Source organism: Buttiauxella sp. S19-1 (assembly GCF_022134725.1).
GTDB lineage: Bacteria > Pseudomonadota > Gammaproteobacteria > Enterobacterales > Enterobacteriaceae > Buttiauxella > Buttiauxella ferragutiae.
In genome coordinates, this window is the sequence record NZ_JAHWLU010000249.1 from 1 (window position 1) to 1,234 (window position 1,234).

The 1,234-nt window shown below is 43.0% G+C and carries 1 protein-coding gene and 1 pseudogene; both read left to right on the forward strand.

Features of this window, described 5'->3' with window-relative positions:
- Positions 1 to 553 (forward strand): annotated as a pseudogene (locus tag MES37_RS24385) (hypothetical protein); the annotation flags it as partial.
- A partial coding sequence (locus tag MES37_RS24390) for a hypothetical protein (protein WP_237932825.1) occupies positions 550 to 1,234 on the forward strand: 685 nt, incomplete at its 3' end. The pseudogene MES37_RS24385 and the gene MES37_RS24390, both read left to right, overlap by 4 nt.

The following is a 1,234-nucleotide window of genomic DNA, read 5'->3' on the forward strand; positions in this document are numbered from 1 at the left end:
GGTCAAAGGCGACCTGGCCCAGAAAGTGGCGGGTGCGCTGGGCACGGATGCACAGGGCGATATCGTGCTGCAGAGCAATACGAAAATCACGCTGCGGGTGGGAAGTTCGTTTGTGGTGATACACCCCAGCGGCGTGGATATCAGCGGGCTGAAAATCAACCTTAACAGCGGCGGCAGACCGGGGGATCCGGTGCACACGCAACTGCCGGCGGTGCTGAATGCGCTGGCAGGTGAGGGAGATGCACCCGTTGAGCAGCCACAGGATAACGGTGGTGGAAATAATTCCGGCAATGGAGGCAGCTCAGGCGGGAAAGATGAGCCGAAAGATGAGGATGAATCTGACCAGTATAAGATCTTGTTTAACTTCAAAGATACTGATGGCTCTCCCTATATTGACATAAAATATATTGCTTATTTCGCTGATGGAACACAGAGGGAAGGAATAACAGATAAACAGGGGAATACAGAACTATTCATTCAGGATGATGATAAAGAGATTGAAGTTAAACTATTCAGCCGAGATTTCGATACTTTTTGGGGGGGTGAAAAATGAGTGACACAACGAAAGGTAAACCTAAAAAAAATACTAATATCATTAATCAATGCAAAATAAATGATTTTAACGCAATGATGAAAGAAGCATCAGAAGCAATGGACAGAGTCCTGATGCAAAGAAAAAAAGATCTTGAAACTTGGGGCGAAAAAGAACAGTCGGAATTTTATGAAATATTTGGTTCAGAAGGTAAGCGTATTATCCATGTCAACCTCCCTGTTAAGGGAGTAAAAAACATTGTAGAAATGACAGCATTGGATGTCATGAACGATTGTGTCAGAAGACTTATTGAAATAAAGGCGACATTAACGCCAGAAAGCTATCTAAATAAAATTTATGATCCTGATACCCCTAACGCCCTCACTAATTATAAGTTTCCGGATGACTATAAAGGTCCGAAAACCTTCGCCGCCTTTGTGAACTCTGAACAACAAAAAGACTATATGATTAATATAGGGATAAATTTTACAGGGAGAAAAAAGAACTTGGGCATCAGGACTTGTGAAAATGTCATGGGAGTGGGCTCTCGTGTAGCGACACTTTGCCATGAAATAAGTCATTTTGAAAAAAAATATTCTGACTCTAATTTAGGGGGGATTGGTACTGGCGATTATGATGATAAAGGCCGAAGACTCGAAAAAGGTGAACAAGACAGGTGGTCATACGAGCAGCATGTTGAGG